This is a genomic window from Jiella marina (assembly GCF_024359545.1).
Taxonomy (GTDB): Bacteria; Pseudomonadota; Alphaproteobacteria; order Rhizobiales; family Rhizobiaceae; genus Jiella.
Genome location: NZ_JAKQZG010000012.1, coordinates 82,512 through 97,217, shown reverse-complemented (window position 1 = coordinate 97,217; position 14,706 = coordinate 82,512). Strand labels below are relative to the sequence as shown.

Annotated in this window: 14 protein-coding genes; 6 read left to right on the top strand and 8 right to left on the bottom strand. The window is 65.3% G+C overall.

Annotated features, from left to right (window positions below):
* The first annotated feature begins 64 nt into the window (after positions 1 to 64).
* Entirely contained in the window at positions 65 to 595 is a 531-nt protein-coding gene (locus MF134_RS18750) for a GNAT family N-acetyltransferase (protein ID WP_255341008.1), read from the top strand.
* Between the two features lie 27 nt (positions 596 to 622).
* Here the strand turns inward: MF134_RS18750 and MF134_RS18745 are convergent, their stop codons facing one another.
* The 5 genes from MF134_RS18745 to MF134_RS18725 all read right to left on the bottom strand — a co-directional run bounded on the left by MF134_RS18745 (position 623) and on the right by MF134_RS18725 (position 9,088).
* Positions 623 to 2,059 carry a sensor domain-containing diguanylate cyclase gene (locus tag MF134_RS18745; protein ID WP_255341007.1) on the bottom strand — a complete coding sequence of 479 codons (1,437 nt, stop codon included), beginning with the start codon at positions 2,057 to 2,059 and terminating at the stop codon, positions 623 to 625.
* Positions 2,060 to 2,221: 162 nt separating this feature from the next.
* Positions 2,222 to 4,300 (bottom strand): hypothetical protein, encoded by a 2,079-nt coding sequence (locus tag MF134_RS18740; protein WP_255341006.1) that lies wholly within the window; start codon positions 4,298 to 4,300, stop codon positions 2,222 to 2,224.
* On the bottom strand, positions 4,297 to 7,158 hold the full coding sequence (locus MF134_RS18735) for a DUF4159 domain-containing protein (RefSeq protein ID WP_255341005.1): 2,862 nt from the start codon (positions 7,156 to 7,158) through the stop codon (positions 4,297 to 4,299). Before MF134_RS18735 ends, MF134_RS18740 begins: the two co-directional genes overlap by 4 nt.
* Entirely contained in the window at positions 7,155 to 8,069 is a 915-nt protein-coding gene (locus tag MF134_RS18730) for a DUF58 domain-containing protein (protein WP_457590027.1), read from the bottom strand. The genes MF134_RS18735 and MF134_RS18730 overlap by 4 nt, the downstream gene beginning before the upstream one ends.
* Positions 8,070 to 8,080: 11 nt before the next feature.
* A complete protein-coding gene (locus tag MF134_RS18725; RefSeq protein WP_255341003.1) occupies positions 8,081 to 9,088 on the bottom strand; it encodes an AAA family ATPase in 1,008 nt (335 codons plus the stop codon).
* Positions 9,089 to 9,281: 193 nt separating this feature from the next.
* Here MF134_RS18725 and MF134_RS18720 point away from each other — a divergent pair, with 193 nt between their 5' ends.
* The 3 genes from MF134_RS18720 (at position 9,282) to MF134_RS18710 (ending at position 11,760) form a co-directional block, all read left to right on the top strand.
* Positions 9,282 to 9,860 carry a DUF1285 domain-containing protein gene (locus tag MF134_RS18720; protein WP_255341002.1) on the top strand — a complete coding sequence of 193 codons (579 nt, stop codon included), beginning with the start codon at positions 9,282 to 9,284 and terminating at the stop codon, positions 9,858 to 9,860.
* 71 nt (positions 9,861 to 9,931) lie between these two features.
* A complete protein-coding gene (locus MF134_RS18715) occupies positions 9,932 to 10,516 on the top strand; it encodes a CoA pyrophosphatase (RefSeq protein WP_255341086.1) in 585 nt (194 codons plus the stop codon).
* A complete protein-coding gene (locus tag MF134_RS18710) occupies positions 10,513 to 11,760 on the top strand; it encodes a CCA tRNA nucleotidyltransferase (RefSeq protein ID WP_255341001.1) in 1,248 nt (415 codons plus the stop codon). Before MF134_RS18715 ends, MF134_RS18710 begins: the two co-directional genes overlap by 4 nt.
* A gap of 107 nt (positions 11,761 to 11,867) precedes the next feature.
* Here MF134_RS18710 and MF134_RS18705 read toward each other — a convergent pair whose 3' ends face one another.
* Entirely contained in the window at positions 11,868 to 12,062 is a 195-nt protein-coding gene (locus MF134_RS18705; RefSeq protein ID WP_255341000.1) for a DUF1059 domain-containing protein, read from the bottom strand.
* Positions 12,063 to 12,262: 200 nt separating this feature from the next.
* Positions 12,263 to 13,171: an oxygen-dependent coproporphyrinogen oxidase gene (gene hemF / locus MF134_RS18700; RefSeq protein WP_255340999.1), complete on the bottom strand. Its 909-nt coding sequence runs from the start codon at positions 13,169 to 13,171 to the stop codon at positions 12,263 to 12,265.
* A 153-nt stretch (positions 13,172 to 13,324) separates the two neighbouring features.
* On the opposite strand from hemF, the gene MF134_RS18695 reads away from it, so the two are divergent.
* A complete protein-coding gene (locus MF134_RS18695) occupies positions 13,325 to 13,579 on the top strand; it encodes a hypothetical protein (RefSeq protein WP_255340998.1) in 255 nt (84 codons plus the stop codon).
* A 10-nt stretch (positions 13,580 to 13,589) separates the two neighbouring features.
* On the top strand, positions 13,590 to 14,072 hold the full coding sequence (locus MF134_RS18690) for a GFA family protein (protein WP_255340997.1): 483 nt from the start codon (positions 13,590 to 13,592) through the stop codon (positions 14,070 to 14,072).
* Positions 14,073 to 14,103: 31 nt separating this feature from the next.
* On the opposite strand, the gene MF134_RS18685 is transcribed toward MF134_RS18690, so the two are convergent.
* A complete protein-coding gene (locus tag MF134_RS18685; RefSeq protein ID WP_255340996.1) occupies positions 14,104 to 14,511 on the bottom strand; it encodes a BLUF domain-containing protein in 408 nt (135 codons plus the stop codon).
* Positions 14,512 to 14,706: the final 195 nt, after the last annotated feature.

Here is a 14,706-nt window from a genome sequence, read left to right as displayed (position 1 = left end):
GCGTCTTTATCGGTCCGCACGCGCGAAGCGATGCGATCGTCCCGTCAAATCCCAGAGCGCACCCATGACCTCGCTTGCCGACGTCCGGCTCCTGCCGGAACATGCCGACCACGACCTCGCCATCGCTGAAATCGCCGAGGAAGCCTTCGGGCCGGGCCGTTTTGCTCGTGCGGCCGAGCGCGTCCGCGAAATGGCGCCGCATGATCGGTCGCTCTCTTTCGTCGCCGAACTCGGTGGTACGATCATCGCCTCGGTGCGGCTCACGCCGATCCGGGTGGGCGAGGTCGACTGCCTGTTTCTCGGACCCCTTGCCGTCCGCCCTGCCTACAAGAACAAAGGCGTCGGCAAGGCGCTCATGCGTCTTTGCGCGGAGACTGCGCGGGAGCGGGGCGAGACCACGATCCTGCTCGTCGGCGATCCGCCCTATTATGCGCCTCTCGGCTACAGACCAATTCCACCCGGCGATGTCACTTTGCCAGGTCCCGTGGATCAGCGGCGATTGCTGATCCTGGATTTGATCGGATCTGCGGGCAAGAGCCTGTCGGGTGCAGTCACGGCACGGCCCGTTGCGACAGAGGCGCGTAGTTCCGGATAAGACGCGCGGGCCTGGAAAGGCACGATGTCAGCGGACGCTGCGCGCCGGCTCAAGCGATGCTGCGCTCGCTGTCGCATTATGTGCGGCGGGGGCACTTGCGCCTTCTCCCGCGGTCAAGGAAGCGAAGTGCACATTCGACTTGCCGATCTTCTTGCCGAGATTGAGAGCGCTATCGGCGCGCTGCAAGAGGGCGAGCGGATCGCTGCAACCCGGCGTGACCGTTGCTGCGCCGATCGTCGCGCTGATCGATGCGATGGCGCCATTCTTCATCTGGATCGGCTGCTCGATCGCGGCGATCAGCGCCAGAGCCAGCGCACGAACGCGACTGGTCTCATGCTGGCGGGGTAGAAGGACGATGAATTCGTCTCCACCCATGCGGCCGACGATGCCCGTATTGGCCAGACAGAAACGAAGCCGATGGGCGACGACCATGAGGATCTGATCGCCGGCCTCATGACCATGGGTGTCGTTCACGCTCTTGAAGCCGTCCAGATCGATATAGAGAACCGAAAAGCGCTGCTGGCGGTTTTCGAACTTCGACCATTCTGCCTCGAGATGACGGATGAGCCCCGCCCGGTTCGGAAGGCCGGTCAAGAGGTCGTGGGTCGCGCGATGATCGCTCTCTTCGATCAGACGGGCGGCCTCGTCGGCCTGGCGGAAGATGTGGCGGGTGACCAGGGCCAATCCAAGTGCCATGAAGCCCCAGAGTGGGATCATCATTTTCATCATGGCATCGCCCGGCCGGTCTCCCTGCCAGGCCAAGACTCCGATGGTCCGAGCGTTTCCGTTCATCAGTGCGATCGAGGGTTCGCCACTGTCACTGGCCTCGCCCAATGCGAGGCCGGGGAGGAGATAAGTGGTGGCGATCTTCTCCAGCACGCTGGGTCGCAATGACTGGACCACGACTAGAAAACGTCTCTCGACACCCGAGGGAAGTTCCTCTTCGGTGTTCACGATCGGTGCCACTGCGACGTTGGCCGGAAGGCCGTTCACCACCGCAAGGCCGGCCGGTACGGATCCTTCGTTCTCCGCGGCCTCCACATAATGTCGAAGCTCGTCCGATACGTCTTGCCGGGACTGCTGGTTGCCGCCAACGCCATGGACGAAGGCATAGGTGATCTCGCCCCTGGCGGTGACGACGAAGGCCGTGTCGATGTCGAAGTTCTCGTAGAGCCAGAGTTCGATGTTCTCTTTGGCCCAAGCGGCGTCGAAGCGGATGACCAGATTGTCCAGAGCCTCGGTCCAGGTGGCGTAGTCGCGAGCGGTCTTGAGAAGGTTTTCAGCCTGAACCGAAACGGCATGACGCGTGAGGGCCGCCTGACGTTCCTGTGCGGAATAGGTCTGGCGATCGGCGACGAGGACGATGACCGCCAGAAGAGCGAGCAGCGCGCAGATCATCAATCCTGCGACAGGCTTCGTCACACGGAAGACGAGATCTCTGTAGATCGGGTCGGGTTTGGACATGGCGTGGCCGAATAGGAATCGTGGTGCAATTCGGCCAGAAAAGCTTGAAGGAATGGTGGATCACGGTCCGAAAGGCCGAGGGCAAAAGCCTAGCCTTGTGGGTAAGCAGGCGACATGACGAAGAAGTGATCGAAGAACATCGATGTCTTGGGTGGGGAAAGACTATCGGCCTTCCCGATACCATGTGGCCGAAAGCGCCAGCAGAAGCACGCCGAGACCCAGGAAACCGGCAAAGAGCGGCGTGCGGTCCACGCCGCGCAGGATGGTTTCCTCTGTGGTCTTCAGGCCGATCCAGTCACGCCCGTCGCCGTCGGCTCGCCCGCTGATCGGAACGATGCGAGGGACCTCGACGGACCCGCCCTCGGCGATCCGGCGGACGCTGCCGCGCGTTGCGTCGGCGATAGGCTCGAGCTTCTCCTCCGAGGAGATCGCTTCACGATACTCCCGCGGATTGATCGGCCCCACGGTTCCGAGCGCGCGCAGATCGCCATTTGCGGCCTGGAACAGACCGAGCTCGTCGGTCTCCAGAACGCCTTCCCAGCGGCCAGGGCTGACATTCGTCAGGGCGAGCGTCTCGGCCGACCCCGACGGCGTGATCACCGTCGCCGGGCCTGGATCGTCACCGATCGTCTGGCGCGTCACGACGAGGTCGGAGCCCCGAGCCTCGGCCTCGAGCGCTTCTTCCTCGAGCTCGGGTTCCTTCATCAGCCAGTGCGCCAGACGGCGGAAGAGCGCCACATGCGGGCCGCCGCCTTCGAAGCCGCGCGACCAGAGCCATTCCTGATCGGACAGCAGCAGCGCGATCCGGCCTTCGCCGACCCGGTCGAGGATGAGCAGCGGTTTGCCGTCCGGCCCATTCATCACGGTTTCGCCGCGCGGTTCACCGACATCGATCGATCGGAACCAGGGGCTCCAATCCGGCGGCTCGCTCTCCGAACCCGGCAGGCTGCGCGTAACGGGGTGCTTGCGGCCAAGATCGGAGACCTGCGGATAATAGGCGCTTTCGTCGATCCCGCCCGTCGGCTGGGCCGGCAGGATCCATTGCAGCGGCGTCAGCGCGACGCTTTCATTGCCGGCATATTCCGGGCCGGATGCGATCAGCATCGCTCCGCCGTTTTCGACATATTGGGCGATGTAGTCGAAATAGAGCGACGGGAGGACGCCGCGTTCCTGGTAACGGTCGAAGATGATGAGGTCGAAATCCTCGATCTTCTCGACGAAGAGTTCGCGGGTCGGAAAGGCGATGAGGGACAATTCGTCGATCGGCGTTCCGTCCTGCTTCTCTGGCGGGCGCAGGATGGTGAAATGCACGAGGTCGACCGCCGCGTCGGACTTCAGGAGATTGCGCCAGGTGCGTTCGCCGGCATGGGGTTCGCCGGAGACGAGAAGAACGCGGAGGTTCTCGCGAATGCCGTCGACGACCGCAATGGCGCGATTGTTGACGTCGGTGATCTCGTTGTCGCCCTCTGCGACGGAGAGTTCGAGAATGTTCTTGCCGGCGCGGGGCAGTTGGAAGGTCAACGTCTCGTTCGCGCCGGGCGTCGCCTGCTCGCGGGCGATAAGGTCGCCGTTCAGATAGGCCTGGACCTGGACGGGTGCCGTACCGGCGCCTTCCCCTTCCTCGATGACGCGATAGGAGAGGCGCTGCTCTTCGTCGACCAGACCGAAACGGGGACTCGTCGTTACCTCGATCCGCCGGTCGAATTCGTCCTCACGGCCCGTGATCAGGCCATGGACCGGCGCGTCGAAGCCGATCGCGCCAGCGTCTTCCGGAACGTCGTGGACCTGGCCGTCGGTGACCATGATCGCGCCTGCGACCCGAGCGGGCGCGACGTCCTTCAACCCGTCCGACAGGGCACCGAAGAGGGCGGTGGTCGCGTCGCCGGAGGGCGAACTGCCCGATCTCGCCTCGACCGTGCGGACTTCGAACTCGGGAAAGCGTGCCAGGCTCGCCTTCAGTGCGGCGGCGGCCTCATCGGTTTCCGCGCCGCGATTTTCGATGCCTTGGCTCTGGCTGCGATCGACCACCAGCGCGACCACGCTCTTCATCGGATCGCGCTCTTCCTGAAGCACAACGGGGTTCGCGAGCGCCAGAATGAGCGCTGCGATCGCCAGGATGCGCACGATCGAGCCGGGCGTGCGCGCCAGAAGAAGGACGAGCGCCAGGATTGCGGCCGGAACAGCCAGCGCGGCGAGGATCGGCCAGGAGAAAAAGGGCGCGAAGGCGATGGACCAAGTCATTGGCCGAGCCTCTCCAGAAGCGCAGGCACATGGACCTGATCGGCCTTGTAGTTGCCGGTCAGGACATACATGACGATGTTCACCCCAGCGCGATAGGCATATTCGCGCTGGGCGGGATCGGCGGAATCGGTCGGGTAGAGGAACAGGCCCTGCTCGTCGACGGCCCAGGCGCCGGCGAAATCATTGGCGGTGATCATCAGGGTCGAGACGCCATCGCCGCCGCGGGCGGGGCGGGCAGTGCCATCGGCCTCCTGGACGAGCGACTCCACCCAGAGCGGCGAATCCGAATGGCGGCCGGGAAACTCGTCCATGATGTAGAAGGCCTTGGTCAGGACATGGTCCTGCGGGACCGGCTCCAGCGGCGGGATGTCGAGGTCGGCGAGGAGATCGCGGAGACGGCGCTGGCCTGCCGAGACGCTGCCCGAGAGGGACGACAGCGAGTCGTCCGCGACGTCGAAGAGCACCGTGCCGCCCTGTTTCATATAGGCGTCGATCCGGCTGATCGCGTCCTCTTCCGGCATCGGAGCTTCGGCGGTGACGGGCCAGTAGATGATCGGGAAAAACGAAAGCTCATCGCTCGAGATGTCGACGCCCATGGGCTCGCCGGGTTCCAGCGCCGTCTTCGCGGCAATGAACTGGGATAGGCCGCGCAGACCCGCCCGGGAGCGCTCGTCGGTCGCCTCGTCACCCGTTTCGACATAGGCGAGATGGGTCTTGGAGGTGGCTTCGATGGCACGCTGAAGATCGAAATTGCGCGCCTCTTCGAGGCTTTGCGCCGAAGCGGGCGTACTCGGCACGGCCACCAATGCGGCGGCAAGCCCCAGCCCGCCAATGGCCAGGGCGAGACCGGGCAGGGCCGCATTCCGGCGCCGCGAGAACAGCGAGCCGAGCCGGTTGAGCGCGCCGTTCAGCCACAGGAGCGCCAGGGCATCGAGGGCAAAGAGCACGAGCGCGGCAGCGAAGAGCCAGGGGCGCAGATCGAGGCTGTCCTCATTGGCATAGGGCCGGGTTTCGACCGGCGCACCGAGATCGAGTTCCGGCAGCGGCGCCAGGCGGTCGTCGGCGGCGAGGAGATTATGCGCCACATAGCCATCCTCGCTGCCATACAGGCCCGGCGGATTTTCCAGCGTCACCGGATTGGGCGTCCCATCGGCGGCGGGAACCAGGGGCTGGGCCTCCGGGCCGGGGGAGACGAGCCGGCCACTGCCGTCCAGGAGCCGGTAAGGCGGCAGGCTGTCTGCCGTCGTCTGGCCGTCGGGAGACCCTGAGGTGGCGCGCGACAGATTGACGATGCGGCGAAGCATGTCGACGAAGGCACCGGAGATCGGCAGGTTGGACCAGGTGGCTTCCGCGGTCACGTGGAAGAGTACGATCGTTCCGGCTCCCATCTGCTCGGCCGTGACCAGCGGCGTGCCGTCGGCGAGGCTCGCCCAGGTGCGCTCCGACAGATCGGCCGAGGGTTCGGCGAGGATCTGCCGGGACACGGTCACGTCCTCCGGCACGTCGATGCCCGCAAACGGGCTCTCGTCGCTCATCGCCGCCACTCTCTGCGGCTCGGACCATGACATCGCACCGCCCAACTGACGCTCGCCGGCGCGCAGCCTGACGGGGACGAGATCGTCCTCGCCGGTGGTCGCGGCAAGGCGCGGACCGGCAAACCGCACGAGATAACCGCCGTCCGTGACGAATTTTTCCATCGCGGTCTCGGCCTCGGCCGGAAGCACGCCGATGTCGGCGAGCACGATGACGGAGGGTTTGCGCTCGATCAGTTGGGGGATCGCCTCTGCCAGATTGGAGCTGGCGGGCCGCGCCAGATCGGCGAAGGGCTGCAGCGCCCGCGAGATGTAATAGAGCGGCGAAAGCAGCGGCTGGGCTGCATCGGCGGATTCGCCCGAGACCAGCCCGACACGCCGGCGCCGGAAGGAATCGTCCAGAAGCCGCACGGCGCCCGCCGTGGCAAGCCCCTGAACCTCGATGCGCGAGATGTCGTTTCGGAGTTCAACCGGCACCGCGAAACGGGCCTCCCCGCGACCGTCCTCGCCCGAAAATTCGACCGGCGCGCTGCCGATCTCGCGGGACTGGGCGTCGCGCGCCGTCAGGGTGAAGTCGCCGCCGGCGATTCCCGCCGGTCGTACTGCCGAAACCACCAGAGCATCGGTGGAATTGTCGGCATTGGTCAGGGCGACCACGTCGTCGATGCTCGGCGAATAGAGGATGGCCTCGCCGGGGGTGAGGGCCGCGAGGGCTGCGGCCGCGCCCTGGGCGTCCTCGCTGTCGAGCCCATCGGAGAGAAATATCAGCGAGCCCGGTGTCTCGCCTTCCAGCGCCGTGACGATGCGGTCGGCAGCGGCGGTGCGGTTCACCGGGATCGGCCGCACCTGGGCCGCTGCCAGTCGCTCGAGCGCCGTGGCGGCCTCGACCGGCGTGGCCGGGTCGCCGCTGCCTTCGGCAGTAAAGGCGAGGGCGACGGGGCGGCCCGCCTCGCCGGCCTGGGTGATGATGTCCTCCGCCGCCCGGCGCCGAGCGTCCCAGTCGCCGCCGGACGACCAGCCATTGTCGACGAGGAGAGCGAGCGGGCCGGAGCCGGAGACGAGGCTCTCGCGCGGATTGAGTGTCGGAATGGCGAGCGCAAAGATGACCAGCGCCGCGAGCAGAAGCCGCAGCAGCGTCAGCCACCACGGACTCTTAGAGGGCGTCTCCTCGGTCTTCAGGACGCGCTGGAGGATCCGCAATGGCGGGAAGGTCTCGGTCTGCGGGCGCGGCGGCGTCAGCTTCAACAGCCACCAGATCACCGGCAGCGCCAGAAGGCCGACGAGCACGAAAGGCGCGCCGAAGGAGAGGGACAGACCGCCGATCATGAGCGCCGCCCCGTGGCCTGCGGAACACCGGACAAGCGCGCATGGAGCGCGACGAGCGCTTCCGAGGCGAGCCGGTCGGTGCGGTGGGGAATGAAGCTCCAACCAAGCCGCCGGCAATGCTGAGCCATGGTCTCGCGGCGGGCCATGTAGATTTCGCTGTATTCTTCGCGCAATGTCTCGGCCCGTCCGGCAGTCAGGCGGCCGCCGCTCTCGGGATCGCGGAATTCGGTGCGCCCGGCATAGGGAAAGGTCTCTTCGGCCGGGTCGGCGATCATCACCAGATGGCCGCGAATGCCGCGCCGGCCGATCCGGTCGACCCGCTCCAGGATTTCGTCCAGCGGATCGAGGAGATCGCTGATGATGACGATCTCGGAGAAGCGCTTCAGCCTGTCGTCTGGCGGAAAGTCATGCTGCGGCCGATCGCCCATGAGGACGGCGGCAACGCGCTCGGCGGCGTTGCGGGCCGAGATCGGGTCCATCACGCCCGGATAGCCGATGCGCTCGCCCGAGCGCGACAGAAGTTCGGCCAGCGCCAGAACAAGGACGAGTGCGCGCGATTCCTTGGAAACCTGAGCCGCCTGCGATTGATAGCGCATGGAGGGCGACGGGTCGGCCCAAAGCCACACCGTGTGGGCAGCTTCCCATTCCCGGTCGCGCAGATAGACATGATCGTCTCGGGCCGAGCGGCGCCAGTCGATGCGCGACACCTGCTCGCCTTCGACAAAGGGGCGGAACTGCCAGAAATTCTCGCCGACACCGCGACGGCGGCGGCCATGCCATCCGGCGATCACGGTCGAGACGATGCGCCGCGCCTCGATCAGGAGATCGGGCATCAGGATCGCGCGCTGCCGCCCGCGAACGAGGGCGTCCGATGCGCTGGTGAGTTCGACGGTGGAGCCGATCGGCATCAAGCGGTCCCGGCTCAGCCGATGTCGCGCTTCAGCGCCGCGATCACGTCGCGCACGCTCATTCCCTCGGCACGCGCGGCGAAGTTGAGCGCCATGCGGTGCTGCAGGATCGGTTCGGCGAGTGCCAGCACGTCGTCGACCGAGGGCGCGAGCCGGCCGTCATAGAGGGCACGGGCGCGCACGCAGGTCATCAGCGACTGCGAAGCACGGGGGCCGGGACCCCAGGCGATGTGGGTGTCGGCTTCCTTGTGTCCGCTGCCGGGCCGCGCCGAGCGAACGAGGGTCAGGATGGTTTCGACGACGCTTTCGGGCACGGGCATGCGCCGGACCAACGCCTGGATCTCGCGCAGGCGGTCCGAGGTCAGCACCGGCTCGGCGCGGTCGCTCTCGCCGCCGGATTCAAGCAGGATGCGCCGTTCGGAGGCGAGGTCCGGATAGTGGACGTCGACCTGCATGAGGAAGCGGTCGAGCTGCGCTTCGGGGAGGGGATAGGTGCCCTCCTGCTCCAGCGGGTTCTGGGTGGCGAGCACATGGAACGGGGCAGGCAGGTCGTAGGGCTCGCCGGCGACGGTGACGTGGTATTCCTGCATCGCCTGCAGGAGCGCCGACTGGGTGCGCGGCGAGGCACGGTTGATCTCGTCGGCCATCAGGAGCTGGGCGAAGACCGGACCCTTCACATAGCGGAAGGAACGGCGGCCGGTTTCGTCCTGATCCATGACCTCGGTGCCGATGATGTCGGAGGGCATGAGATCGGGGGTGAACTGGATGCGCCGTGCGTCGAGGCCGAGCGCAATGCCGAGCGTATCGACCAGCTTGGTCTTGGCGAGACCCGGCACGCCGACGAGGAGGGCATGGCCGCCGGCGAGGATGGAGATCACGGTCTGCTCGACGACGCTTTCCTGGCCGAAGATGACCCGACCAATGGACTCCTTGGCCTTGCCGATATCGGCGAGCGCCTTTTCGGCCATTTCCACGACGGCGTCCTGGCTGAGCGCCGACTCCTGGGGAGCGAGAATCGTCATAAGAGAGGTCTCCGATCCGAGAACCTGATGTTGCACCGCGATAGCGTGCCGAAAAACACTGAATCGTCAATCCATCAAAGCGATGGGCGTTCGAGGTGGCAAGCGCTGCCGGTCCAACTATTTCGTGAGGACGAACACCGGCCAAAATAAGACGGAGCCCGAGTGGTGTCGTCTGGCAATCGAAGCGGAGATTATGGCGAATCAAGCGGCTAGCGGCGATGTGAGCCTTTCGGCGCTCGTTTCACGAGCCGAGCGTGCGGGCCGGGGCGCGCCGCCGGTCGAGCGCTGGAATCCGCCCTTTTGCGGCGACATCGAGATGCGGATCGCCGCCGACGGGACGTGGTTCTACAAGGGAACGCCGATCCGGCGTGAGGCTCTGAAGCGCCTGTTTTCCAGTGTCTTGCGCAAGGACGAGGACGGGCGGATCTATCTCGTCACGCCGGTCGAAAAGCTGGGCATCACGGTCGAGGACGCGCCGTTCAACGCGGTGGAGATGAGCCGGCAAGGCAAAGAGGAGCCTGTCCTGACCTTTCGGACCGACGTGGGCGATCTTGTCGAAGCCGGGCCGAATCACCCGTTGCGCTTTGCAACGGACACCGATGCGGCGTTTCGTCCTTACATTCTCGTGCGCGGGCGACTCGAGGCGCGGCTGACGCGAGCGCTCGCCTATGACCTCGCCGATCTGATCGAGGAGGACGCGCAGGGCTTCTTCATCCGCTCCGCGGGTGCGCGATTCGATGTGCCGCTGGCGGAGGAGGCCGCCCGCTCGTGACGGCCGGACGCGACGTGTTGACGGCCGCCGATCTCAGAGCCCGGATCGTGGGCGGCGGTGATTCCGGGGCGGTGGCAGGCGGCCAGATCTTGCCCGGTCCGGAACCCGCCTATGGAGACCACCGGCTCAACCCGGACCTCATCACCCACGTCGCGAAGAGCCCGGGACGGGAAGCCGCGGTGTTGATCCCGGTTGTCGACCATCCGGCCGGCGCCACGGTGATCCTGACGACGCGGACCCGCAGCCTGCGCAAGCATTCTGGCCAGATCGCGCTTCCGGGTGGAGCGGTCGATCCGACCGACGACTCGCCCGAGGCGGCGGCGCTGCGCGAGGCCGAAGAGGAGATCGCGCTGTCCCCGGCGCTCGTCGAACCGATCGGCCGCCTGCCGCGCTATTTCACGACGACGGGCTTTCGAATCACGCCGGTGATCGCCATCGTCGCTCCCAGATTCGAACTGACAGCCAATCCGGTCGAGGTCGAGGACGTCTTCGAGGTGCCCCTCGGCTTCCTGATGGATGCGGCCAATCATCGGCAGGAAAGCCGGATCTTCGACGGAATTACCCGGCACTATTACACGATGCCCTTCGGCGAGCGCTTCATCTGGGGCGTGACGGCCGGGATCCTCAGAACACTCTACGAACGGTACTATGCATGACTTCACTCGATGCCGAATGGCTTAAAAATCCGGCGTTGCAGCAGCTGCTTCAGGCGCTTGGCCAGGATGGCGATGAGGCTCGCGTCGTCGGCGGCGCCGTGCGCAACACGCTGATGGGCCGGCCGGTCACCGATATGGATATCGCGACGACCACGCTCCCGGAGGAGACCATTCGCCGGGTCGAGGCGATCGGCCTGAAGGCGGTGCCCACCGGCATCGAACATGGCACGATCACGGTCGTCAGTGCGGGCCAACCCTATGAGGTGACGACGCTTCGGCGCGACATCGAAACCGACGGGCGCCACGCCGTGGTGACCTTCGGCCGCGACTGGCAGGCCGATGCGGAACGCCGGGATTTCACCATCAACGCCCTCTACGTCTCGGCCGATGGCGAGATCCTGGATCTGGTCGGCGGCGTAGGCGACATCGAAGCCGGCAATCTGCGCTTCATCGGCGATGCCGAAACGCGGATTCTCGAGGACCGTCTGCGGATTCTGCGCTTCTTCCGCTTCTTCGCCTGGTACGGGCGGGGAAGGCCCGATGCTGAAGGTCTGAGGGCCGCGACGCGGATGAAGGACGGGCTCGAGCGGCTGTCGGTCGAGCGCGTCTGGGCCGAATTGAAGAAGCTCCTCGCCGCGCCCGATCCCTCCCGCGCGCTTCTGTGGATGCGGCAGACCGGCGTGCTGACGAAAGTGCTTCCCGAAAGCGAGCGCTGGGGCATCGATCACATTCACGGGCTGGTCGAGGCCGAGCGGCACCGGGGCTGGGAAGCGGACTCGTTGCTGCGGCTGATGGCGATCATTCCGCCGGATCCCGCCCGGATCACCGAAATGGCTCGCCATCTGAAACTGTCGAACCAGGATCGGGACCGGCTGGTGGCCTTTGCCACAGCGGAAGAGCCGAAGCCGGCCGAGAGCGACAAGGACTTCAGGACACGGCTTTATTTCGGCGACCGGCAGGCGATCATCGACCGACTGCGGCTGGCGATCGCCCGGACACAGGCGAAGGCCGCGCAGGACGCTGCCCTTCTCGGTGACATGGCGCATCTGGTTCGCCAGCTGGAAACCGCCGGGAGCTTTGAAGTGCCAAGCTTTCCCCTCGGCGGGGACGACCTGCAGGAAGCGGGCATTGCCAAGGGACCGGAACTCGGCCGCGAACTCGATCGGTTGAAGCGGCTTTGGGCCGAAAGCGGCTTTGCCATGGACCGGCAGGCCCTGCTTGCCGCAGTCCGCACGGAAAGCTGAGAACCGGAGTGGTTCAGAAAACAAGACGGGCGGCATCCGAGGATGCCGCCCGTCTTGTCATCGACGCGACCCTTGCAAGGATCGAGAGACCTCTTCGCAGCAGCCGATCAGGCCGCGCGGTCGTTGGTCTCGTCGACCTCGACGGTTCTCTCGCGGATCGTGTCCATCATCGCCGGGCTGATCCGCTCGATGCCGAGCGCGTTGGCCTGGGCGATGGCACGGCGGACCACGCCCGCTTGCGTTTCGGCGCGAATGATGCGTCGCGAGCCCGGAATGACATTGGCGCAATTCAGTTCATACATGGTTCTTTGCCTCCCTTCTTACGCTTGTAATATAGGGAGCCGAAACGCTGAAACATATAACAGTTCAATCGGTTGACGTTTTTTTTAAGAAAGCCTGACCGGGACTATATAATCACTTTATTGGACTTATGACCCGGCACGCCCGGCGGCACCGACGACCCGCCTGGGACGAGACCCGCGCTCCTTTTCGACGGTCCTGTTCAAGGCCATTTCACCACCGGTGGCATGGACGAAAGAATGGACTGGACGTTGCCGCCGGTCTTCAGGCCGAAGAGCGTGCCGCGATCGTAAAGCAGATTGTATTCCACATAGCGCCCGCGGCGGATCAACTGCTCTTCCCGGTCCTCTTCGGTGAAGGGCTCGGCGACGTTCTGGCGGACGATGTGGGGATAGACCACCAGGAACGCCTTGCCGACGTCCCGGGTGAAGGCGAAGTCCTCATCCCAGCCGCCGGCCTCGTCGGGGGAATGGAGCCAGTCATAGAAGATGCCGCCCACGCCGCGCGGTTCGTTGCGGTGGGGCAGGAAGAAATACTCGTCGCACCAGTTCTTGAGCCGGTCGTAATCCGCCACCCCGCGATGCCGGTCGCAGACGAATTTGAGGGCACGGTGAAAGGCGATCGTGTCCTTGTCGTCTTCCATGCGGCGCCGGTCGAGAGTCGGCGTCAGATCCGCGCCGCCGCCGAACCACTGGCTGGTGGTCACTACCATGCGTGTGTTCATGTGCACGGCCGGCACGTTCGGATTGCGCATATGGGCGATGAGGGAAATGCCGGACGCCCAGAAGCTCGGATCTTCCTCAGCGCCGGGGATCTGTTGGCGGAACTCGGGCGAAAACTCGCCATAGACCGTCGAGGTATGGACGCCCACCTTTTCGAAGACGCGGCCGTGCATCATCGACATCAGCCCGCCGCCGCCATCGTTGTCGCGCGACCATTCGGTCTGCACGAACCGGCCGGGCGTGTCGGAGAATTCCTCGCCGAATTCGTCCTCGATCGTCTCGAAGGCCTTGCAGATGCGATCCCGCAAGGCCTCGAACCAGGCCCGCGCCATCGCTTTCTTGCGGTCGATGTCCTCGGGCAGGCCTTTGGGCAGATCGGCTTTGTTCATCGTCGGTGTCGTCCGTCCCCAGATCTCGTGCCACGACGCCGGTCGGGCGAGCTGACGGCCCGTTCAGCCGCGGCGTTTGCGATTCGCAAATTCTTGCCGCGGACACTATCTTTTCAAGGCATCAAGCCAAAACGTAATTTTCGCGGAGTTCGCATGGTCTCGCCGGTTCGCCCGCCACTTGGCGGGCTGAAGCGCCAGCTTGAAAAGACGCGACGAGCGCGTGCTTCGGCCGGCGACAGCTTCGTGCGCGAGACCTTCACGCTCGCCCGGCCGGAGGCGCGGCAAAAGGCGCGCGAATGGTTCGAGAAATACCCCAAGGCCGCCTATTGGACGCAGGTCGAGAGCTGGCGGCAATTGCCGGGCGACCAGATCGAGTTCACCATGCGGCGGCTGCCGACGGCGGATTGAGGGGAAATCGATGACGTTGAACATGCCGTCGCTGCCTCTGACCGGAGGATGCCAGTGCGGCCGCGTGCGTTACGAGATCCGCGCCGTGCCCGCGATGTTCTATCTCTGCCATTGCACCGAGTGCCAGACCCAGACCTCAAGCGCCTTCGGGGAAAGCATGCGCTGCGATCCGGCCTCGGTCGCGGTCACCGGCGAGATGGCCACCTCGCGGCGTGTGGCCGAGAGCGGCACCGTGCGGCTTGGCGACTTCTGTCCGGAATGCGGCGTGCGCATCCAGCATCGCTCCGAAGGCGATCCCGGCCGGCTGAACATCAAGGCAGGCACGCTCGACGATGCGTCCTGGCTGGTCCCGGCCGGCCATATCTGGACGCGGTCGAAACAGGCTTTCGTAAAGATCGGCGCGGACGAATTGTCTTATCCCGAGGGACCGCTCGATGGGGGTGCCGCGATGAAGGCGCGTTGGCAAAAAATGCTCGGCGACAAGCCACGTTGATGCAGCCGATCGGGCTCAACCCACGGCGGGGTCATTCTTTCATGGCGGCCTGCCGGCGTTCGTAGTCAAGCTCGGCAAGGCTGGCGAGCGCGGCCCGCACGATCTCCTCACGCACTTCCAGCTCTCCAGGCGTCGTGGCGCTGCGATCGAAATCGGACAACAGGAGCCAGCGCTCCATGGTGCGTTCGGCGCCGCTTTGCTGGAGAAAGATGCGGATGTCGCTGTGGCGCGGATCACGGATGATGTCGACCATCAGCTCCTCCAGCGAGGCGATCGGGCCTTCCAGAAGCTGGATGAAGCGGCCGAATTCGTGAACGAGAAGGCCTGTCACCTCCAGATCGCGATTGCGCTCCCGGGCAGCCTCAGCGATGGCGCGAACCGCTTCGGGGTCGATTTCGGGAGAAGGCCGCGAGACATAGGCCAGCCGGTGGATCGTCATCGCAAGCGACCTTTCTTTCCCATCCGCGGCGAAGGCTATGGCCCCCGAATTGCAGCCGAATGACGAGATTATGACTTTCCGTGACCAGCGCCAACTGGTGTGCTTCGCAGGCGGAGTGGTCTTGCTGCTTCCGGTGGTCGAAAGGAAAAGCTCAGGGAGGCGGGTTGTGCATCGATGCGGAAGGGTTGGCGACCG